This is a genomic window from Klebsiella quasivariicola, assembly GCF_002269255.1.
Lineage (GTDB): Bacteria > Pseudomonadota > Gammaproteobacteria > Enterobacterales > Enterobacteriaceae > Klebsiella > Klebsiella quasivariicola.
Window position 1 is genome coordinate 4,076,208 of sequence record NZ_CP022823.1, and the last position, 20,806, is coordinate 4,097,013.

Sequence of the window (20,806 nt, forward strand, 5' to 3'; positions counted from 1 at the left end):
TCCCGTGCGGTAATTAATCTTCTGATTTAACGAATTTTTCATAGCCGCCGCTGGCTGACAACTGCGTAAAAAGCATAAGATACAACGAAATAATATTAGCCATCTGGATGTCCAGACATAACATCAGTTTAGCCCAACACCTATAAGGACAGCGTTCATGAGCAACAGCGATATCCGCGTCGTACCCGGCCCGGCCAACTATTTCTCCCACCCTGGCAGCCTTGCGCGGCTGAGCGATTTTTTCAGCGCCGACCAGCTCTCGCGGGCGGTGTGGGTCTATGGCGAGCGCGCCCTGGCCGGCGCCGAACCTTTTCTGCCGGCGGCCTTCCACCTGCCGGAGGCAAAAAAGATCCGCTTTCCCGGCCACTGCAGCGAACGCGACGTGGCGGAGCTGGTGCAGGCCTCCGGTGACGATCGGACGGTAGTGATTGGCGTCGGCGGCGGCGCGCTGCTCGACAGCGCGAAAGTGCTGGCCCGCCGCCTGGGGGTACCGCTGGTGGCCATCCCGACTATCGCCGCTACCTGCGCGGCGTGGACGCCGCTCTCGGTGTGGTACAGCGACGCCGGACAGGCCCTGAATTTTGAGATCTTCGATGACGCCAACTTCCTGGTGCTGGTCGAACCGCGCATCATTCTCAACGCCCCGGCGGAGTACCTGCTGGCGGGCATTGGCGACACCTTAGCCAAATGGTATGAGGCCGTGGTGCTGGCGCCGCAGCCGGAGGCGCTGCCGCTCACCGTGCGGCTGGGGATTAACGGCGCGCTGGCGATCCGCGACGTGCTGCTGGCCAGCAGCGAAACGGCGCTGGCGGACCAGCGCCGCGGCGATCTGACCCAGGCGTTTCGCGATGTGGTGGATGCGATTATCGCCGGCGGCGGGATGGTTGGCGGGCTGGGGGAACGTTACACCCGGGTCGCCGCCGCCCATGCGGTGCACAACGCACTGACGGTGCTGCCGCAGACGGAAAAATTCCTCCACGGTACCAAGGTGGCCTACGGCATTCTGGTACAGAGCGCCCTGCTTGGTCAGGACGATGTGCTGGCGCAGTTAGTGCAGGCGTATCAGCGCTTTAACCTGCCGACCACCCTGGCGGCGCTGGAGGTCGATATCAATAACCGCGCAGAGCTGGAGCGGGTCATTGCCCATACCCTGCGCCCGGGCGAGTCGATTCACTATTTACCGGTGGCGTTAACCCCTGAGGTTCTGCGCGCGGCGTTTGAGAAGGTGGAATACTTCAGCCGTTAATCACCCCGACCGTCTATACCTAATGATGATGCTCACCACTCTCGCAACGAGGTCATCATGCAGATCGATTTAACAGGTAAGAAGGCGCTGGTTACCGGCGCCAGCCGTGGGTTGGGTCGCGCAATTGCGCTGTCGCTGGCGCGCGCCGGCGCTGATGTGGTTATTACGTATGAAAAATCGGCCGATAAAGCCCAGGCGGTCGCCGATGAAATAAAGGCGCTGGGTCGGCACGGCGAGGCGGTACAGGCCGACAGCGCCAGCGCGCAGGCGATTCAGGATGCCGTCACCCATGCGGCCCGGTCCCTCGGCGGGCTGGATATTCTGGTCAACAACGCCGGGATCGCCCGCGGCGGTCCGCTGGAATCCATGACGCTGGCGGACATTGACGCCCTTATCAACGTCAATATTCGTGGGGTGGTCATCGCCACCCAGGAAGCGCTGGTGCATATGGCCGATGGCGGACGGATCATCAACATCGGCAGCTGTCTGGCTAACCGCGTGGCCATGCCGGGCATCGCGGTTTACGCCATGACCAAGTCCGCCCTCAACGCCCTAACCCGTGGCCTGGCGCGTGATTTAGGCCCTCGCGGGATCACCGTTAACCTTGTCCATCCCGGGCCGACCAACAGCGATATGAACCCGGAGGATGGAGAACAGGCGGAAGCCCAGCGCCAGATGATTGCGGTCGGTCACTACGGCCAGCCGGAAGACATCGCCGCGGCGGTCACCTTCCTCGCCAGCCCGGCCGCCGGGCAGATCTCCGGTACGGGGCTGGACGTGGATGGCGGATTGAACGCCTGATCGCACATTTTCTGCAAGCCTCTGTCGCCGGGCAGAGGCCTTTCCGCGCCGCCTCGACGGGTTGCGTTTTGCCTCTTACGTGCGTTTACAGATGGCAGAGATCGACGACGATCTGGAATATATTGAAATCGAACACGATTGCTATGATGACGTAATGCTGCCAGGTGAAGTATGCGACGTGGTGCATAAAGAAAATCAGCCTCTATCTGCCGAAAGAGGGCTAGCAGCACTTCGCCCCGCCCTTGCCGCCGTAACGCGCGTCCTGGCGTTCGCGAAAGAACTCTTCGTAGGTCATCGGCGTCTGATCCGGGTGGGTTATTCGCATGTGCTCGACGTAGTTATCGTAATCCGGCACGCCGATCATCATCTTCGCCGCCTGGCCCAGGTACTTACCTGCTTTGGAAAGGGTGTCAAACATAAGTCATTTCTCTTTTGTTTCCCTCACCCCGAGCCTCTCCCAAAGGGGAGAGGGAGGATCGGAAATGTAGGCCGGGTAAGGCGAAGCCGCCACCCGGCACACCAGTTAATGCGCCCCTTTCGCCTGGGTCTCAATCGCGTCCAGGTTTTCAGGCATTGGCTCATACGGCGTCTCTTTCGCCGTCGGTTTGTCCTCTTTCAGCGCCGCCAGCGCGGTTTTAATCGAGAACAGCGCCAGCACCACCACCACAATCATAAAGAAGATGGTCAGCCCGGCATCGAGACGGTTGTTAAACACCAGCTGCGCCAGCTGTGATTCGGTATATTGCGGCGGAATGGTGCCGCTGTCGATCATCGCCTGGAATTTATTGGCGATCGCCAGGAAACCCACTTTGGTATCGGGGCTAAACGACTTCTGCCAGCCGGCGGTCAGGGTACAGATCAGCAGCCAGCTGGTCGGCAGCAGCGCCACCCACGCGTAGCGCTGGCGTTTCATCTTGAACAGGACCACCGCACACAGCATCAGCGCCATCCCCGCCAGCATCTGGTTGGCGATACCGAACAGCGGCCACAGGGTGTTAATCCCGCCCAGCGGATCCACTACCCCCTGATGCAGGAAGTAGCCCCACGCCAGCACGCACAGCGCGGTCGCCAGCAGGTTGGCCGGCAGCGAGCTGGTTTTTTTCAACCCGGGGCTAATCACCCCCAGCAGATCCTGCAGCATAAAGCGCGCCGCACGGGTGCCGGCATCAACCGCCGTCAGGATAAACAGCGCCTCAAACAGAATAGCGAAGTGGTACCAGAACGAGACATCCATCAGCCCGCCCAGCGAGCCGTGCAGGATATAAGCCATCCCCACCGCCAGGGTTGGCGCGCCGCCGGCGCGGGAGATAATCGACTGTTCGCCGACCTCCCTGGCGATTTGATTCAGCGTATCCGGGGTAATGCTAAAGCCCCAGCCACTCACCACCTGCGCCGCCGAGGCCACGACGTCAGTCGTCCCCGCCGGCGCCAGCACCGCCATCGGGCTGTTCATCGCGAAGTAGACGCCCGGATCGATAATACAGGCCGCCACCAGCGCCATAATCGCGACGAAGGATTCCATCAACATGCCGCCGTAGCCGATAAAGCAGGCCTGCCCTTCGTTGGCCAACATTTTCGGTGTCGTGCCGGAGGAGATCAGCGCATGGAAGCCGGAGACCGCGCCGCAGGCGATGGTGATAAACAGGAACGGGAACAGGTTGCCGGTCCATACCGGGCCGGTGCCGTCAACGAACTTGGTCAGCGCCGGCATGGTCAGCGTCGGGCGCATAATCAGAATGCCAATCGCCAGCCCCACAATGGTGCCGATTTTCAGGAAGGTGGAGAGGTAGTCGCGCGGGGCCAGCAGCAGCCAGACCGGCAGTACCGCGGCCACAAAGCCGTAGCCCACCAGGATCCACGTCAGCTGTACGCCGGTATAGTCAAACCACGGCGCCCAGGTCGGGCTTTCTGCCACCCAGCCGCCGGAGATGATGGCGAACACCAGCATCACCAGGCCGATCACCGACACCTCGCCGATGCGTCCCGGACGCAGATAGCGGATGTAGATGCCCATAAAGATCGCCAGCGGGATGGTAAAGGCGACGGTGTATGTCCCCCACGGACTGTGGGTCAGCGCTTTCACCACGATCATCGCCAGGACCGCGAGGATGATCACCATGATCATAAAGCAGGCCACCAGCGCCAGGACGCCAGCGGTCGGCCCCATCTCCTCTTTAACCAGTTCGCCAAGCGAACGGCCATCGCGACGGGTAGAGACAAACAGCACCATAAAGTCCTGCACGGCGCCGGCCAGCACCACGCCGGCGAGGATCCAGATCATCCCCGGCAGGTAGCCCATCTGCGCGGCAAGCACCGGCCCTACCAGCGGCCCTGCGCCGGCGATGGCGGCAAAATGGTGACCGAACAGCACTTTTTTGTCGGTTGGAACGTAATCGAGGCCATCGTTATGCCGCACCGCGGGCGTCATGCGCGTTGGGTCAACGCCGAGGACGGTTTTGGCGATATACAGGCCGTAAAAACGATACGCGATCAGATAAACGCAGACCGCCGCGACGACAATCCACAGCGCGTTGATCTGCTCACCCCGGTTTAAGGCGATATAGCCGAGGGCAAAGGCGCCGATGACGGAGAGCAGTGTCCAGATGAGGTATTTCCCTGAATTATTCATTGTTATGGTCCACCGGTAGGGTAATCAGGATGTTACATTTTGTTTCTAGATCACAACGCAGAATTTAACAACACCGAAACAACGCAGATGCCGTACACCCACAGAGATTTGTCTCACATTGCTAGCGAGATCACTTAAGGCAGGAAAATGAATGAAAGGATTACCGTGAAAGGTGCCGTTTTTTTGTCGGGTGGCGGCTAACGCCTTACCCGACCTAGGGATCCATAGCCCGGCTCAGCGTAGCTCGAGCAGGGAAATTCCCGGATGGCGGCGCGCTGCGCCTTATCCGGGCTACCCATTGCGCCGATCCGTAGCCCGGCTAAGCGTAGCGCAAGCCGGGGAAATAGCAGCTTCTTAGCCCAGAAACCGTAGCCCGGCTCAGCGCAGCGCAAGCCGGGGAAATAGCGGCTTCTTAGCCTAGCACCGCGGTACCCAGACGACAGGTGCAGCAGCGCCGCCCCCTTTCGTCATACACCACAATTTCCCAGCTCTGACTCTGGCGGCCAAGATGCAGCGGTCGGCATTCGCCTCGTACTTTCCCGCTGGAGACCGGACGATGGTGGCTAGCGTTAAGCTCGGTGCCCACCACGCACTGCCCATCCTCGGTCATCAGCCAACCGGCCATCGAGCCCAGCGTCTCCGCCAGCGCCGCCGAGGCGCCGCCGTGCAGCAGGCCAAACGGCTGATGCGTGCGGGCATCCACCGGCATCTCCGCCTCCAGCAGCCCCGCATCGAGCCGGGTGTAGACGATGCCAAGATGCGCCACCAGGGTGTTTTCGCTGCTGGCGTTCAATTCCGCCAGCGTGAGCTCTCGTTTCCAGGCCATTTACGCCCCCAGCGTCGAGCCGCCATCGACCACAATATCCTGCAGGGTGATATGGCTGGCGTGCGAAGAGGCGAGGAACAGAATGGTATTGGCGATCTCCTGCGGACGGGCAATCTTACCCAGCGGGATCCCGAGCTTAAACTGCTCGCCAAATCCGCGGATCCGCTGCTGTTCCGCATCGTCATTGACCCACAGGGTACGTTGCATATCGGTATCGGTGGAGCCCGGCGACACGAGGTTGCAGCGCACGCCGCTGCCTGCCAGCTCAAGTCCGACGGTCAACGCCAGGCTTTTCAGCGCCGCTTTCGAGGCGCCATAGGCGCTCATGCCGATACGCGGCGTATGCGCGGCATCGGAAGCGACGGTGACAATCGCCCCACCCCGCTGACGGCGGAACTGGGCCATCGTCTGCTGAAACAGATTAAACGCGCCGCCAACGTTCACCGCGAAGGTCTGCCGCCAGTCTTCCGCGCTCAGTTGATCGGTCGCACCCATGCGTAGGATCCCGGCGGCATTCACCAGCACGTCCAGCCGTTCGATGTTGTTGAGCAGCCGCGCGCACACGTCGCGTACCTGGTCGGCATCGGCGACGTCCAGCGTTTCGGTGGCAAACGGGTAGCTTTCGCCGCTAAAGGCAAGGTCGAAACCGGTGACGTTGGCCCCGGCCTCGACGAAAGCCAACGCGGTGGCATAGCCAATGCCTTTACCCGCGCCGGTCACCCACACGGTCTGGCCGCGAAAATCCAGCGCCGCCATTATTGCACCTCACGGGAGAGCAGCGCCCACCAGGCGTCGATGGTCGGGTTTTTCGCCAGCATCACGAAGTCGATATCGCCGTGCACTTTACGCCAGCGGGCGGCCAGCGCCATCATGCGCACCGAATCCAGGCCGTAGTCGATCAGGTTTTCATCATCCAGCGGTTCGTCAGATTCATCGAGCAGCGGCAGGATCAGCGCGCGCAGCGCCGCTTTGGAGGCCGGCAGCGGCAGCAGCTCTTCGGTCATCACCACGCGTCCGGAGCGGCCGGCGACGTATTTCAGCGCCATCAGGTGCTCTTCACGGCTGAAGTCCGCCAGCGCGTCGGCGACAAAGAACGGTTTGATATCGCGCATAAAAGCATCGGTGGCGGTAGTCATGCAGCCGATATGGGCGTAAACGCCGGTAATGATCAGCTGGTCGCGGCCGCTCTCTTTCAGCATCTCTTCAAGCGGCGAGCGATGAAACGCGCTGTAGCGCCATTTCACCAGCACCGTATCCTGTTCATCCGGCGCCAGCGCGGCAATCACCTGCTGCTGCTCCGGCGAGCGGGTCAACCCCGGCCCCCACATATCATTCAGCAGGGCGCGGTCTTCATCGCTCTGCTCTTTCGGCTGGGCGGTGTAGTACACCGGAATACCGTTTTGTTTGCAGAAGTCGCGCAGGGCGGCGATATTAGCCACCACTTTCTCCATCATCGCGCTGTTTTCGCCCCAGAAATTGAGGAAATACTCCTGCATATCGTGGATCAGCAGCGCGGCGCGCGACGGCTCAAAGGCCCAGTTGACTTTGTTCGCCGGGATATCGCTGGCTTCCGGCAGCGCGTAAGCCTGTAATTTAGGGATTGCCATTTTCTGTTCTCCTTCAGCCCAGCTTGCCTTCGGCCAGCCACTGACGTAATTGTTTTTTATCGACTTTGCCCACCGGCGTCAGCGGCAGCGCGGCAACGCACTCCACGCGGTCCGGCAGTTTAAATTCCGCCACCCCCTGCTCGCGCAGGAAGCGGCGCACGGCGACGGCGCGCAGCGGCGAGGTCACCACCAGATAAGCGCAGCTTTTCTCGCCCAGCAGATTGTCTTCGATGCTGACCAGCGCGGCGTGGATCACCGCCTCATGGCGCAGCAGCAGGTTTTCGATCTCTTCAGCGGCGATCTTCTCGCCGCCGCGGTTGATCTGATCTTTTTCCCGGCCCTGGACGGTGATATACCCGTCTTCGTCGATCGAAATCAGATCGCCGGAGCAATAAAACCCCTCGGCGTCAAAGGCTTCCGCGTTATGCTGCGGGCTGTTGTAGTAGCCGCGGAAGGTATAAGGGCCGCGGGTCATCAGACGGCCCACTTCGCCGCGCGGCAGCGGGTTGCCGTCGGCATCCGCTACCCACACTTCATCGTCCGGGCACATCGGACAGCCCTGGGTATTGATAATTCGCTCCGGGCTGTCGTTAAGGCGGGTGTAATTCACCAGCCCCTCCGCCATGCCGAACACCTGCTGCAGCTGGCAGCCGATTTCCGCCGGAATGCGCGCGGCGAGGGTCGCCGACAGGCGTGCGCCGCCGACCTGCAGCAGCTCCAGCGATTGCAGTTGCGCGTTGCCGCCCCATTCATGGATCGCCTGCAGCCACAGGCTGACCGCCGGCGGCACCAGCGACGCGACGTTGATCTGGTGTTGTTCAATCAGCGGGAAACAGAGGGTGGCGCTCGGGTCGGCGGCGAGGATCACCCGGCCGCCGGCGAGGAAGACACCGAGCGAACCCGGGGAACTCATCGCATAGTTATGCGCCGCCGGCAGCGCGTTGAGGTAGCGCGTCTCCGCGTTGATCCCGCAGATCTCGTTGCTGCGCCGGATACTGTAGTCGTAATCGTTATGGGTGCGCGGGATCAGCTTCGGCGTCCCGGTGCTGCCGCCGGAGAGCTGGAAAAAGGCCACTTCGTCGGCAGGGGTTGGATTGGCGACAAAGTTATCCGCCGGGCGGTTAATCTCCGTCGCCAGATCGCGCTCGCCGCCGTCGTTACGCAGCAGCGCGACGCGCAGAGAAGGATGCTCCGCGATAAACGCGTGGAGGAAACTATCATCGGCAAACAGCGCGTGCTCACGATCGGCAATCAGCAGCGCCGGTTTAATCTGTGCGGCGTAGGCGTTAAGCTCGCTGCGCTGATGGCTGAACAGCGCGTTCACCGGCGCGACGCCGATGCGCAGCAGAGCAAAGAAGGTGATGTAAAACTCGGCGACGTTGCCCAGCTGCACCAGCGCGGTTTCCCCGCGCTTCAGTCCCTGGCGCTGCAGCGAGCAGGCAAGATTGTCCACCAGTTGATTAAACTGGCGGTAGCTAATCTGCCGCTCGCCATCGATAATCGCCACGGCGTCATTGTCCGCATGACGGGTAAGCAGATTGGTTAACGGCAGATCCTGCCAGTAGCCTTTTTGACGATAGCGGGACGCGAACGCTTCCGGCCAACGGGTAAATGCAATCATCCTTGCCTCTTAATTCAAGCCAAATACGTTAAGCATGGTGGTCAGTTTGACGCCGGTTTCGCGCCATTCGCCCAGCGGCGAAGAGGCCGGGACGATACCCGCGCCGGCAAACAGGCGCAGCGTACGCTGCTGCAGACGCGCACAGCGGATGGTCACCACCCACTCACCGTTGCCTTCATCGTCGCACCAGCCAACGATGCCGCCGAACAGCTGGCGATCGAAGGGTTCGAGCTCGGCGATCAGGCGCTTCGCCGCCTGGTGCGGGAAGCCGCTCAGCGCCGGGGTCGGGTGCAGCAGACAGGCCAGCGACATGGCGTTTTCTTCCGCCAGCGCTGTACCTTCGATCGGCGTCGCCAGATGCCAGAGCGTCGGGGTGGTAATCAGCTGCGGCGACTCCGGCAGCGACAGCTGGCTGCTGCGCGGGCCAAGCACGCTCTTCATCGCCTGGGTCACCAGCTCGTGTTCGTGACGATCTTTGCCGGACGCCAGTAGTTTGTTGCCTGCTTCGCGGTCCAGCACATCGTCCGGCTGACGACGGGCGGAGCCGGCCAGCGGTAACGAGCTGAAGCGCTGTCCTTCTTTACGCAGCAGCAGCTCCGGACTGGCGCCCAGCAGCACGCCGCCGTCGGAGAGCGGCACGTGGAAGTTAAAGCTGGCGGGGTTCTGGGCGATCAGTCGCTCCATCAGCGCGCCGCTGTCGACGCGGTCGCGGGTGGTAATATCGATAAGCCGTGATAGCACCACTTTGTCGACTTCCGGGGTGGCGGTCAGCGCGGCGGCGCGTTCTACCATCGCCAGAAACTCGTCCTGCTCCGGGATCTCCCGACGCTCCACCACCTCCATCGCCTCCAGCGGCGCGGCATAGCGGGCGGAACGCTGCTTTTCCGGGCGAGAGAACGCTTCCCAGCGCTCGGGGATATAGAGCTCGGAAGGCTGACAGGTGTCGAACGGGATAGCCCCGACCATCACCGGCTTGCGGATCCCCGCCGCCCGGGCCTCGGCAAAGGCGGCGGCCATCTGCTGCTGGAACTCGCCGTTCAGCGCATCGCCGCCAACGGCGGGCTGTGAGAAGCGACGGAAGCAGCCTGAAGTGGTAAAACTGCGGTACGGCGACATAAAGAAGAAGCTGTCCGGCGACAGGGTCCGGGTCGGTTTCTTTACATCCTCAGCCAGTGACGTTTCCATATCATCCTCCAAAAACGATAAAGATATTAAGAATAATTATCATTTATATTTTGGTTGGCTAACCTAAAAGGTATTGCCCGCCATGTCAACCGCGTTACGTCATGGCGCCGCCACTTTGGCTTGCATCCTGCTGGCACAAAGTTGAAAATGAGACGCATTTATCACCTTTCAAATCAGGATGCGATGACGTGAACTTCTTTTCTTTCTGCCGCCGCGGTGCGCTGACCGGCATGCTGTTGCTTTTAGGAATTACCTCAGCCCAGGCGGCGGACTGGCCGCGCCAGGTCACCGACAGCTACGGGACCCACACCCTGCCGAGCCAGCCGCTGCGCATTGTCTCCACCAGCGTGACCCTCACCGGCTCGCTACTGGCGATTGACGCGCCGGTGGTCGCCAGCGGCGCCACCACCCCGAACAACCGCGTGGCAGATAATCAGGGCTTTCTGCGCCAGTGGAGCGAGGTCGCCAAAGCCCGTAAGCTGGCGCGGCTGTACATCGGCGAACCGAGCGCCGAAGCGGTGGCCGCCCAGATGCCGGATCTGATCCTGGTGAGCGCGACCGGCGGCGACTCCGCCCTGCCGCTTTACGATCAGCTCAAAACGATCGCCCCGACGCTGGTCATCAACTATGACGATAAAAGCTGGCAAACCCTGCTCACCCAGCTGGGGCAGATCACCGGCCATGAGCAGCAGGCCAGCGCGCGCATTGCCGACTTCAATAAACAGCTCGTTTCGTTAAAAGAAAAAATGAAACTGCCGCCGCAGCCGGTGACCGCCCTGGTCTATACCGCCGCCGCGCACAACGCCAATATCTGGACGCCGGCATCGGCTCAGGGGCAGATGCTTGAACAGCTGGGCTTTAGCCTGGCGACGCTGCCGGGCGGCCTGCCCGCCAGCCACAGCCAGGGCAAACGCCACGATATCGTGCAGCTGGGCGGGGAGAACCTCGCGGCCGGTCTGAACGGTCAGAGCCTGTTCCTGTTCGCCGGCGACCAGAAAGATGTGGATGCTATCTACGCTAATCCGCTGCTGGCGCATCTCCCGGCGGTCGAAGGCAAACGCGTCTACCCGCTGGGCACCGAGACCTTCCGCCTTGACTACTACAGCGCCCTGCTGGTGCTCCAGCGTCTCTCCAGCCTGTTCGGCTAACGCGGGCTGTGCCATCAGAACAGCTACGCGGCCTGAACTCTTTGCCGGGCGGCGCGGCGCTTGCCCGGCCTACTGAGCTTGCACCGGCCTGCCATACCCCAGGCCCGGTAAGGCGCAGCCGCCACCGGGCAAGCGCACCCTACTTAACTTTCATTGACGATTTCCGGGCGCTGGAAACGGCGCAGTTCGCGTAGCAGCCCCACCAGCAGCACACCGACGAGCGCCAGCGCCCAGCCGCTGGCGCTGGCGGATGCCGCCGGGGTCATCACCGCCCCTAAGCCGCCGAGCAGCGCCGCGCCGATGGCGTCGCCGGTGACGTTTTGCGCGGTCCACAGGCCGTTAATCCGTCCAAGCATATGTTCCGGCGTCTGGGTCTGGATCAGGGTGTACTGCAGCAGCGAGCTAATAGCGCTCAGCCAGCCAAACAGCGCCAGGCACAGCGCACCCAACGCCCAGTGCGGCATCAGGCTGAACAGCGCAATGGCGATAAACGATCCCACCGTGGTCGCCAGCATCAGCGCGCCTGGCCGCACCGTCTGGGCCAGCTGGCCGCTGGTCAACGCCCCCAGCGCCGCCCCGAGCGGGATCGCAGCGTACAGCAGGCCAATCTGTCCGGCCGACATCTGCCAGCCGTCGGCCAGCGCCGGATAGAGCACCCGCACCGCGCTGGCCATGGTCAGCAGACCACCGAGCAGCGCAATCCCGCCGATAAGCGGGCTCTGGCAGAGGAAGGTCAGCCCCGCCAGCAGGGAGCGCAGCGGATGCTCACGCGGCTGCGGAGGCGGCGGCAGCTGCGGCAGACGCAGCAGGGTTAAGGTGGTGATAAAGGTCCCCGCCGCCGCCAGGCCGAAGTTCCAGGCCACGCCGCCGGTGGCCAGCAGCAGGCCGCCGATCATCGGCGAAATCACCGAGCCAAGGCGCACCGTCAACATGGTGATGGCCCCGGCCTGCATCAGGTTTTCCCGCCCCACCAGCGCCGGCGTCGCCGCCAGCAGCGCGGTCACCCCCAACGAGGCGAAGAACCCGTCCCAAATCCCCAGCAGGTAGATCGCCGCCAGCGACGGCTCCGGCAACAGGGCGTTCAGACACAGGCCGACAAAGCCCACGCCGCAGGTGCCGCGCGCCAGCAGGATCAGGCGTTTGCGCTCATAGCGGTCAGCCAGTACGCCCCCCACCATCAGGCCAACAAACATCGACGCGCCGGTCAAGGTCACCGACAACCCGACCTGCCAGGTCGAATGGGTCATCATCTGGATCTGCACCGGGATGGCCACGCCCAGCAGGCCAAGCGACAGAATAGAGATAAAGCGAGCGATAAAAACGGCGCGAAACGCCGGGTGAGTTTTCAGCAGGCTGAGATTGAGCAGCCAGGATTGTCGGTTCATTACAGCGCCTTGTCGTTATTTTTAATACCCTTTTTACTGTGGGTCATGCTACCATAGCTGAATAAAATCGATAACGATAATTACTATCATTATCATATCAGGGATGTCAGTTATGTCGTTTTCTACGACCGCGGTACGCTCTGTCGCCGTGCCCGGATTGTTGCTATTACTCGCCTTAGCCGCCGCGCTTAGCCTGACCATCGGCGCCAAATCGTTGCCGATCGGCACGGTATTCACCGCCTTCAGCGGAACCTGTCAAAGCGCCGACTGCACTATCGTGCTGGACGCGCGCCTGCCGCGCACTCTGGCCGGTCTGCTGGCCGGCGTCGCCCTCGGCCTCGCCGGCGCGCTGATGCAGACGCTCACCCGCAACCCGCTGGCCGACCCCGGCCTGCTGGGGGTCAACTCCGGCGCCAGCTTCGCCATCGTCCTCGGCGCGGCGCTGTTCGGGATCACTTCCCCGCAGGAGCAGCTGCTGCTGGCGTTCTGCGGCGCGCTCTGCGCCTCGCTGCTGGTAGCCTTTACCGGCAGCCAGGGCGGCGGTCAGCTGAGCCCGGTGCGCCTCACTCTCGCCGGGGTCGCCCTTGCGGCGGTACTCGAGGGGCTGTCCAACGGCATCGCCCTGCTCAACCCGGACGTCTACGATCAGCTACGCTTCTGGCAGGCCGGTTCGCTGGATATCCGCACCCTGCAAACGCTGAAAATTGTCCTGCTGCCGGTAGTCGTGGCGGGGATCGCCGCTCTGCTGCTGAGCCGGGCGCTGAACAGCCTGAGCCTGGGCAACGATACCGCCACCGCCCTCGGCAGCCGCGTCGCCCGCACCCAGCTGATCGGCCTGATCGTCATCACCGTCCTGTGCGGCAGCGCCACCGCCGTCGTCGGCCCCATCGCCTTTATCGGCCTGATGATGCCGCATATGGCGCGCTGGCTGGTGGGGGCCGATCATCGCTGGTCGCTGCCGGTCACCCTGCTCGCCACCCCGGCCCTGCTGCTGTTTGCCGACGTGATTGGCCGCCTGCTGGTGCCCGGCGAACTGCGGGTATCGGTGGTGAGCGCCTTTCTCGGCGCGCCGGTGCTGATCTGGCTGGTGCGCCGCCAGCCGCGGGGAGGTGGACTGTGATTGCTCCGTCCCGCCGCCTGATAGCCAGCTGTCTGCTGCTGATGGCCGCCAGCCTGCTGATTTCTCTGCTCGGGCTGGCGCAAGGCCCGGTGCCCCTGACGATTGACCAGGTGTTCTCGGCGCTGTTCGGCGATGCGCCGCGCAACGTCGCGATGGTGGTGAACGAATGGCGGCTGCCGCGGGTGTTAATGGCGCTGCTCATCGGCGCCGCGCTCGGCGTCAGCGGCGCCATTTTCCAGTCGCTGACCCGTAACCCGCTCGGCAGCCCGGACGTGATGGGCTTTAACACCGGCGCCTGGAGCGGCGTGCTGGTGGCAATGGTCCTCTTCGGCCAGAACCTGACGGCGATCGCCCTGGCGGCGATGGCCGGCGGGGTGCTGACCTCGCTGGTGGTCTGGCTGCTGGCCTGGCGCAACGGGATCGAAACCTTCCGCCTGATCATTATCGGCATCGGCGTGCGCGCCATGCTGGTGGCATTCAACACCTGGCTGCTGCTGCGCGCCTCGCTGGAGACCGCCCTTTCTGCGGGCCTGTGGAACGCCGGATCGCTTAATGGCCTGACCTGGGGTAAAACCTGGCCGTCGGCGCCGCTGATCCTGTTGATGCTGGTGGGCAGCGCCCTGCTGGTTCGCCGGATGCGGCTGCTGGAGATGGGCGACGATACCGCCTGCGCGCTGGGGGTGCAGGTCGAGCGTTCGCGCCTGCTGCTGATGCTGGTGGCGGTGGTGCTCACCGCCGCCTCGACGGCGCTGGCCGGGCCGATCTCATTTATCGCGCTGGTGGCGCCGCATATCGCCCGCCGCCTGAGCGGCACGGCCCGCTGGGGACTGACCCAGTCGGCCCTGTGCGGCGCGCTGCTGCTGGCGCTGGCCGATTACGGCGCCCAACGGCTGTTTATGCCGTGGCAGCTGCCGGTTGGCGTGTTAACCGTCAGCCTCGGCGGTATTTACCTTATTGCATTGTTGATTCAGGAGTCCCGCAAAAAATGAGTGCTGTCCCCTCCCGTTTGCGCGGCGAGCAGTTAACCCTGGCCTACGGGAACAAGACCATCGCCGAGTCGCTGAACGTGACCATCCCTGACGGTCACTTCACCGCCATTATCGGCCCCAACGGCTGCGGCAAGTCGACGCTATTGCGCACCCTCAGTCGCCTGATGACGCCCGCCAGCGGCCACGTCTGGCTCGACGGCGCGCAGATCCAGCAGTACGCCAGTAAAGAGGTTGCCCGCCGCATCGGGCTGCTGGCGCAGAATGCCACCACCCCTGGCGATATCACGGTGCAGGAGCTGGTGGCCCGCGGGCGCTATCCGCACCAGCCGCTGTTTACCCGCTGGCGCAAAGAAGATGAAGAGGCGGTGAACAAGGCGATGCGGGCGACCGGGATCAGCGATCTGGCGCTGCAGAGCGTCGACACGCTTTCCGGCGGCCAGCGGCAGCGGGCGTGGATTGCGATGGTGCTGGCCCAGGAGACGGCGATTATGCTGTTGGATGAGCCGACCACCTGGCTGGACATCAGCCATCAGATCGACCTGCTGGAGCTGTTGAGCGAGCTGAATCGCGAGAAGGGTTATACCCTGGCGGCAGTGCTGCACGATCTTAACCAGGCCTGCCGCTACGCCACCCACCTGATCGCCCTGCGCGACGGCAGGATCGTCGCCGAGGGGGCGCCAAAGGAGATCGTTACGGCGGATCTGATTGAACGGATTTACGGCCTGCGCTGCACGATCATTGAGGATCCGGTGGCGCATACGCCGCTGGTGGTGCCGCTGGGCCGCCGGTAATCTCCCCTTTCCCCGGCTTGCGCTACGCTGAGCCGGGCTACCTGCTGTAGCCCGAACTCAACCGTTACCCCAGAATCTCCCTGACCACCGGGCCGATGGCTTCAAAGGCCTGCGGGGAGATGATGTCGACGTGGGCGCAGTTCTGGCTGAACACCTCCAGTTCCCCCACCCACGGGCCCCATACGACCTGCGGATCCATCCCCGCCTGCCGCGTCTTCTCCGCCACGAACAGCGTCGCCTTGCCGTCAAACGACGCGCTGTGGGCGGTGGTTAACAGCCGCACCGCATCGGCATAGTTACCTTCGATAGCGCTGAACAGCTCGCCGGAGGCTTGCCCTTGCTGGGCGGCGAGGAACGCCTCGCGCTCGCGGTCAATCTCCGCCAGTACCTCGGGATCCAGCCCGTTAGCCTCTTTCTCCGCCCAGTTTTGCGTCTCCGGCGGCCAGGTATCCAGCAGGCCGAGGAAGGCCACCGCTTCGCCGCGCTGGCGCAAACGGGCGGCAATCCCCTGGGCTAAGGTGCCGCCCAGCGAATACCCGAACAGGTAATAAGGGCCGTGAGGCTGCTGCGCCAGCAGCGTGCGCAGATGGTGCTCGCACACCTCATCGAGGCTGGCGGCGCTGGCCATCGGCCCCTGCGGACGCGGCGACTGAATCCCGGTTATCGACCAGCGCGGGCTGAGATAGCGCGCCAGCACGCTGAACTGCCAGGCAAAGCCGGAGGCGGGATGGAAGCAGAACAGCGTCGGGCCGTCGCTCTCGCGCAGCGGCAGAAGCGTATCCAGCCCCAGGCGCCGGGCCTGCTCATCGCTGAGATCGGCAGCCAGCAGCGCGCTCAGTTTGCCCACCGTCGAGGCCACCATCACCTGCCCCGGGGTCACCTGCCGCGCCAGCTGGCGGCTGAGCTGCGCCGCCAGGCGCATCGCCAGCAGCGAATGGCCGCCAAGGGCGAAGAAATCGGCGTCGATATCGTTCACCTCGCAGCCCAGCAGCTGGCTAAAGGCCGCGGCGACAAGGGTTTCCATCCCGGGCTCCGGCGGCCGGCCGCTGCGCTCCCCGCCGAGGGTCGGCAGCGGCAGCGCTTTGCGGTCCAGTTTGCCGTTGGCGCTCAGCGGCAGCTCAGCGAGCTGCATCAGCACCACCGGCACCATATGCGGCGGCAGCTGTTCCGCCAGCCGCGCTCTCAGCGCCGCGGTATCCAGCGGCAGGCCGGAGTCAGAGACCAGATAGCCCACTAGCTGCCGGGCATCGCCGCCGGTCGCCGCCGCCTGATTGAAGACGCAGGCGTGGCTCAACGCCTGCGCCACGTCCGGCAGGGCCGACATCACCCGATCAATCTCGCCAAGCTCGATGCGCTGCCCGCGGATCTTCAGCTGGTCGTCGCTGCGGCCAAGGTACTCCACCGCGCCGTTCGTCAGCCAGCGCGCCACATCGCCGGTGCGATACATCCGCTCGCCGGGGGCAAACGGATCGGCGATAAAGCGGCTGGCGGTGAGGTCCGGACGTCCGAGATAGCCCTGCGCCAGCTGGATGCCGGTAAGATAAAGATCCCCCGCCACCCCCGGCGGCACCGGGCGCATCGCGGCATCGAGAATGCGCAGCCCGGTGTTCCACACCGGCCAGCCAATCGGCACGCTGCTGCCAGTCACGGCTGCCAGCTCAGGCCCGCAGGCCGGATACCAGCTGACATCCACCGCCGCTTCCGTCGGGCCGTACAGGTTATGCAGCGGCGCGCCGGTTAAGCGCTCCCAGTCGCGGCACAATTCCGTCGGTAGCGCTTCGCCGCTGCAGAAGACCCGTCGCAGCGTGCGGCAGGCGGCGACGCTGTCGCCATCCAGCGAGGCGACAAACGCCGCCAGCATCGAGGGCACAAAGTGGGTGGTGGTCACGCCGTAGCGGGCGAAAAACTGCTGCATCGCCTGCGGGTCGCGGTGCGCCTCCGGCTCGGCCATCACCAGCTGCGCGCCGGCGATAAACGGCCACCAGAACTCCCACACCGACACGTCGAAACTGCACGGCGTTTTCTGCGCCACCACGTCGTCGGCAGATAACGGATAGCGATCCTGCATCCACAGCAGGCGGTTGACGATGGCGGTCTGGCCGACCATCACCCCTTTCGGCCGCCCGGTGGAGCCGGAGGTAAAGATGATGTAGGCGGTATGGTCCGGTTTTGACAGCGCCAGCGGCGCCTCATCACCGGCGGCCAGCGGCTGCTGGTAGCAGAGGCTTTCCAGCCCCGGGATATCGCTGAAGCGGGCCAGCTGATCCTCCGAGGCGATCAGCAGCGACGGCCGGGCGTCTTCCAGCATCATCCGCAGGCGGTCGTCCGGATAGCCAGTGTCCAGCGGCAGCCAGGCGGCCCCCGCTTCGACAATACCGTGCAGCGCCAGGGTCAGGAACACCGAGCGCGGCAGGGCCACCGCCACGCTGTCGCCCGGCTTCACGCCGCGCTGACGCAGCAGCTGCGCGAGCGCCACCACCTGCTGACGCATCTCGCGATAGCTGAACTGCCAGCGGGCGTCCGCCAGCGCCGGGGCATCCGGCGTCTTCCGCGCCTGGTCGGCCACCAGCGCGCTGAGGGTGGTAGCGGGCAGCGGCACAGCGGTATCGTTGACCGCCGCCAGCCGGGCCAGCTCGTCGGCGGAGAGCATCTCTGCTTCGCCGCAGCGCAGCGCCGGATCGGCGGCGAACTGCGCCAGCAGCGCGGTCAGTCGCGCCATGTGGCGACGCAGCTCGGCTTCGTCGTACCGGGCTTTGTTGGCGAGGATCTCCAGCGACAGGCCGCCGGTCTCATCCGGGAACAGCGCCAGCTCAAGATCGTTGACCGGGCCGGTGGCAAGGGTGTGGGTCACCGCCTCAATACCATCGATATCCAGCTGGTAATCAAAGACTTTGACGTTCAGCACCGGGCCGAACAGCGGTTCATCCCCTGCCGCTTTGCCGCTGTCGCGAACGATCTGCTCGGCGTCATAGCGCTGATGGCGGCGCATCTTTTTCAACTGAGCGGCGAGGCGCATCGCCAGGTCTGCCAGCGTCTCCCGGGCGTCAATATGCACCGCCAGGGGCAGGACATTGAGCACCGGCCCCGTCGAGGTCAGCGCGGCTGACCCCATCCGGCGCATAAAGATAAAGCCCGCCGCGTAGTCCATCCGGTTGCACAGGCGGCCCAGCCACAGGGTGGTGAGCGCCAGCGCCAGGTCAGCGGGCTGACACTGCGGCGCATGGCCGGCCAGACGGCGGAAGGCGTCGGCATTCATCTCCAGCTTCATCCGCCAGATATCGCTCCCGGCGGCGCGCCCGCCCAGCGGCGCGGCAGAGAGCGAGGCAGGCGCCGGTAATGCCTGGCGCTGAGCCTGCCAGAAGGCTTTATCCCGCTGCCAGGCCTCGCTGCCGGCGTAGCGCTGGTACTCATCCACCACTTCGGCGAAGGGGGTGAAAGGCGACTCAGGAGTAGCTTCCCCCCGCTGCCAGGCGCGATAAATGGCGGCGATCTGCCGGGTTATCGCCGGGAAGCTGAAGCCATCCACCAGCAAGTGATGATAACGCTGATACCAGTACCAGCGGTCGTCGCCGACGCGCAGCAGTTGATGGCACACCAGCGGGTTGCCGCCGTCGACGCGCAGATCCTGCGCCAGATCCGCCTGCATCCGCTCCGTAGCGGCGCGATGCGGATCCGGCGCCGTCCGCAGGTCAATGATCGACGGTTCGCCAAAGGTGCGGTCGGCCGCCAGCCACTGCCAGACTTCCCCCTCCTCTTCCTCAAAGCGCAGGCTGAGGGTGTCCGCCTGCTGCAGACCGGCGACAATCGCTTTTCCCAGCAGCGTCGGATCGAGGGCGCCGCGCAGTTCAACATAGTGGGCCACGCTCCAGGCGCCTGGCAGAGTGGAGAGGCGCTCGGCCATCCAGATCCCCGGCTGCGCGGCAACCAGCGGTAAACGAGTGGTCATTGTCAGCTCCTTATGACGCGTGATGGGCGGGGGTCAGTGTCGACCAGTTGGCCGCCAGCCAGGCGTTGCAGGCCTCGGCCGACTGCGGGGGGCACACCACCGTCCAGCCGGCAGGCAGGTCGCAGTGCGCCGGCCACAGGCTGTACTGCTGCTGATCATTGCGCAGAATGTAAAACTGCCCTTGCGGATTGTCGAAGGGGTTACTGAATTGCATATCAAACTCCTGTCGTAAAGCGCGATGCTAAGGGTGCGACAGCAGCGGCTGCCAGAGCTGGATAAGCCCTGCTGTCAGCCCGCCGCGCCAGCAAAGCGCATCATGCCCGCCGTCAACCTGACGCCAGAAAATCGTCTGCTGTGGTGTAGTGAGTTGCGCCAGTAGCGCCTGGTTAGCGCGAAAAATAATCGGTTCACGCTGGCCCGCTTCCAGCCAGACGCGCAGCCCGGCTGCGGACACCTCGCCATGGCGAAGCTGTTCGCCGATAAAGCCCGTCCCGCGGCCATCGCGATGCGGCCACCAGTAGGAGCCTGACTGGCTGAGTACGCAGCCAAAGCGCTGCGGCCAGTTGAGGGCGGCGAACATCGCCGCCAGGCCGCCGAAGCTTTGCCCGGCCACCACCGTCCGATCCGGGCGGTCGCTGAACGGGGCATGGCTGCGGACCAGCGGCAGGAGCTCCTCCTGCACCGCCAGCCAGAAATCGCGGTGACAGGGCAGCTCAACCCCGCGGCGCTGGTTGTCGATCGCGTCAATCAGCAGGTAGACCGCCGGCGGCAGCTTCCCCTCGCGGGTCAGCGCGGCCAGCGGCGACCACACCGGCATGCTCTCGGCCCAGAACTGACCGTCGAGCAGGATCGCCAGGGGCCGCGTTTGCGGGTCGCCCGCCTCACCGGGGGTGTAGATCCAGACCCGGCGATGGTTGCCCAGACGCGCGCTACGCCACTCAAGACAACGGGCGGGAGGATGCGCCTCATTAAGCCGGTCCCAGCCGGGCTGCACGGGGGCCTGCGGCATCTCCAGGGCCGAGACCCCATGGCCGCGTCCGCCCTGCCAGCTGTGCGGGTTCAGCGGATCGGCTATCGCCCGCGGCAGCAGTTTGCGCCAGCCTTCGCGCAGCAGCGCGCGGTCGGGCGCGTCAGCGCTAAATACCTCAGGGGAAAAATCATCGTCACGGTCGGAGGGAATAAAACAGTAGCTACCGCGCCAGGTCGGCGACAGCGTAGTGCGCCAGCACCAGGCGTCGGTCCCGGGCAGACGTTGCAGCGATTGCGGCCGCGCATTCTGATGGTGGTCGGTCACGCCGGTGATATACAGCCATACCCGACGGTGCGGAGAGTGCGTTTCATCCCCCGCCGGATCCCGCCACCAGAACGTCACCTCGATGACGTCATCCACTGCGCGGCACTGCGGTCCGTGCAGGGTTTGCCACCATTCCTCGCTTCCTGTCCTTAACATTCTGTCATTAACCCTATGTATCACGTGACTTTTTTAATTAATTGCCACTATTTATTGATAAT

The 20,806-nt window shown here is 64.0% G+C and carries 17 protein-coding genes; 6 read left to right on the plus strand and 11 right to left on the minus strand.

Annotated features, from left to right (window positions below):
- Window positions 1–157 precede the first annotated feature (157 nt).
- Together B8P98_RS20600 and B8P98_RS20605 are read left to right on the plus strand one after the other, a co-directional pair.
- Window positions 158–1,246, plus strand: coding sequence for an oxidoreductase (locus B8P98_RS20600; RefSeq protein ID WP_095033383.1), 1,089 nt, complete (start codon window positions 158–160; stop codon window positions 1,244–1,246).
- 57 nt (window positions 1,247–1,303) lie between these two features.
- Window positions 1,304–2,047: an SDR family NAD(P)-dependent oxidoreductase gene (locus B8P98_RS20605; RefSeq protein ID WP_012968723.1), complete on the plus strand. Its 744-nt coding sequence runs from the start codon at window positions 1,304–1,306 to the stop codon at window positions 2,045–2,047.
- Window positions 2,048–2,267: 220 nt separating this feature from the next.
- On the opposite strand, the gene B8P98_RS20610 is transcribed toward B8P98_RS20605, so the two are convergent.
- From B8P98_RS20610 to entC, 7 genes are all read right to left on the minus strand, one after another.
- Window positions 2,268–2,465 carry a YbdD/YjiX family protein gene (locus B8P98_RS20610; protein ID WP_002893903.1) on the minus strand — a complete coding sequence of 66 codons (198 nt, stop codon included), beginning with the start codon at window positions 2,463–2,465 and terminating at the stop codon, window positions 2,268–2,270.
- A 105-nt stretch (window positions 2,466–2,570) separates the two neighbouring features.
- On the minus strand, window positions 2,571–4,676 hold the full coding sequence (cstA, locus tag B8P98_RS20615) for a pyruvate/proton symporter CstA (RefSeq protein ID WP_080897290.1): 2,106 nt from the start codon (window positions 4,674–4,676) through the stop codon (window positions 2,571–2,573).
- A gap of 412 nt (window positions 4,677–5,088) precedes the next feature.
- Window positions 5,089–5,502, minus strand: a complete 414-nt coding sequence (gene entH / locus B8P98_RS20620) for a proofreading thioesterase EntH (protein ID WP_080897291.1) — start codon at window positions 5,500–5,502, stop codon at window positions 5,089–5,091.
- Window positions 5,503–6,258 carry a 2,3-dihydro-2,3-dihydroxybenzoate dehydrogenase EntA gene (gene entA / locus B8P98_RS20625; protein WP_042929942.1) on the minus strand — a complete coding sequence of 252 codons (756 nt, stop codon included), beginning with the start codon at window positions 6,256–6,258 and terminating at the stop codon, window positions 5,503–5,505.
- Window positions 6,258–7,109 carry an enterobactin biosynthesis bifunctional isochorismatase/aryl carrier protein EntB gene (gene entB / locus B8P98_RS20630; RefSeq protein WP_025714610.1) on the minus strand — a complete coding sequence of 284 codons (852 nt, stop codon included), beginning with the start codon at window positions 7,107–7,109 and terminating at the stop codon, window positions 6,258–6,260. The genes entA and entB overlap by 1 nt, the downstream gene beginning before the upstream one ends.
- 13 nt (window positions 7,110–7,122) lie before the next feature.
- Complete coding sequence (entE, locus tag B8P98_RS20635; RefSeq protein ID WP_025714611.1) at window positions 7,123–8,730, minus strand: (2,3-dihydroxybenzoyl)adenylate synthase EntE; 1,608 nt, start codon at window positions 8,728–8,730, stop codon at window positions 7,123–7,125.
- Between the two features lie 9 nt (window positions 8,731–8,739).
- Window positions 8,740–9,915, minus strand: a complete 1,176-nt coding sequence (gene entC / locus B8P98_RS20640; RefSeq protein WP_095033384.1) for an isochorismate synthase EntC — start codon at window positions 9,913–9,915, stop codon at window positions 8,740–8,742.
- Window positions 9,916–10,103: 188 nt separating this feature from the next.
- Between entC and fepB the strand changes: the two genes are divergently transcribed.
- A complete protein-coding gene (fepB, locus tag B8P98_RS20645; protein WP_095033385.1) occupies window positions 10,104–11,063 on the plus strand; it encodes a Fe2+-enterobactin ABC transporter substrate-binding protein in 960 nt (319 codons plus the stop codon).
- 143 nt (window positions 11,064–11,206) lie between these two features.
- On the opposite strand, the gene entS is transcribed toward fepB, so the two are convergent.
- A complete protein-coding gene (entS, locus tag B8P98_RS20650) occupies window positions 11,207–12,448 on the minus strand; it encodes an enterobactin transporter EntS (protein ID WP_095033386.1) in 1,242 nt (413 codons plus the stop codon).
- Between the two features lie 112 nt (window positions 12,449–12,560).
- Here entS and fepD point away from each other — a divergent pair, with 112 nt between their 5' ends.
- The 3 genes from fepD to fepC are packed head-to-tail and all read left to right on the plus strand — an operon-like array spanning window position 12,561 to window position 15,348.
- On the plus strand, window positions 12,561–13,568 hold the full coding sequence (gene fepD / locus B8P98_RS20655; RefSeq protein ID WP_004176917.1) for a Fe(3+)-siderophore ABC transporter permease: 1,008 nt from the start codon (window positions 12,561–12,563) through the stop codon (window positions 13,566–13,568).
- Window positions 13,565–14,557 carry an iron-enterobactin ABC transporter permease gene (gene fepG, locus B8P98_RS20660; protein WP_004147521.1) on the plus strand — a complete coding sequence of 331 codons (993 nt, stop codon included), beginning with the start codon at window positions 13,565–13,567 and terminating at the stop codon, window positions 14,555–14,557. Before fepD ends, fepG begins: the two co-directional genes overlap by 4 nt.
- Entirely contained in the window at window positions 14,554–15,348 is a 795-nt protein-coding gene (gene fepC / locus B8P98_RS20665; protein ID WP_002893737.1) for an iron-enterobactin ABC transporter ATP-binding protein, read from the plus strand. Before fepG ends, fepC begins: the two co-directional genes overlap by 4 nt.
- A 64-nt stretch (window positions 15,349–15,412) precedes the next feature.
- Here the strand turns inward: fepC and entF are convergent, their stop codons facing one another.
- Genes entF through fes form a run of 3 tightly spaced genes read right to left on the minus strand, consistent with a single transcriptional unit; the run spans window position 15,413 to window position 20,744 of the window.
- A complete protein-coding gene (gene entF, locus B8P98_RS20670) occupies window positions 15,413–19,294 on the minus strand; it encodes an enterobactin non-ribosomal peptide synthetase EntF (RefSeq protein WP_025713789.1) in 3,882 nt (1,293 codons plus the stop codon).
- A 10-nt stretch (window positions 19,295–19,304) separates the two neighbouring features.
- Window positions 19,305–19,508 (minus strand): MbtH family protein, encoded by a 204-nt coding sequence (locus B8P98_RS20675; RefSeq protein WP_004176919.1) that lies wholly within the window; start codon window positions 19,506–19,508, stop codon window positions 19,305–19,307.
- A 27-nt stretch (window positions 19,509–19,535) separates the two neighbouring features.
- Complete coding sequence (fes, locus tag B8P98_RS20680) at window positions 19,536–20,744, minus strand: enterochelin esterase (protein WP_095033387.1); 1,209 nt, start codon at window positions 20,742–20,744, stop codon at window positions 19,536–19,538.
- Window positions 20,745–20,806: the final 62 nt, after the last annotated feature.